Source organism: Rhizobium ecuadorense (assembly GCF_001187535.1).
GTDB lineage: Bacteria > Pseudomonadota > Alphaproteobacteria > Rhizobiales > Rhizobiaceae > Rhizobium > Rhizobium ecuadorense.
On the sequence record NZ_LFIO01000326.1, the window covers coordinates 1 to 218 of the forward strand.

1 pseudogene is annotated in these 218 nt (G+C 68.3%); it reads left to right on the forward strand.

Going from position 1 to position 218, the window contains the following annotated elements:
* Positions 1-218 (forward strand): annotated as a pseudogene (locus AF337_RS07325) (MFS transporter); the annotation flags it as partial.

The following is a 218-nucleotide window of genomic DNA, read 5'->3' on the forward strand; positions in this document are numbered from 1 at the left end:
CGACAGGAGTTCGGCCTCGGCGTCGACGAAGGCGCATGGCTAAGCACGCTCGCGACGGCGCCCCAGATCGTGCTCGCACCCGCCGTGGCCTGGCTCGCAGCAGCCTATGGCATCCGCCGCGTCATGGTCGGTCCGGCGCTCCTGTACGCGGCAGTTTCGCTGACGATTCCGTTCGCACGGGGCTTCGAGACCCTGGCGCTCCTTCATATCGTCCACGG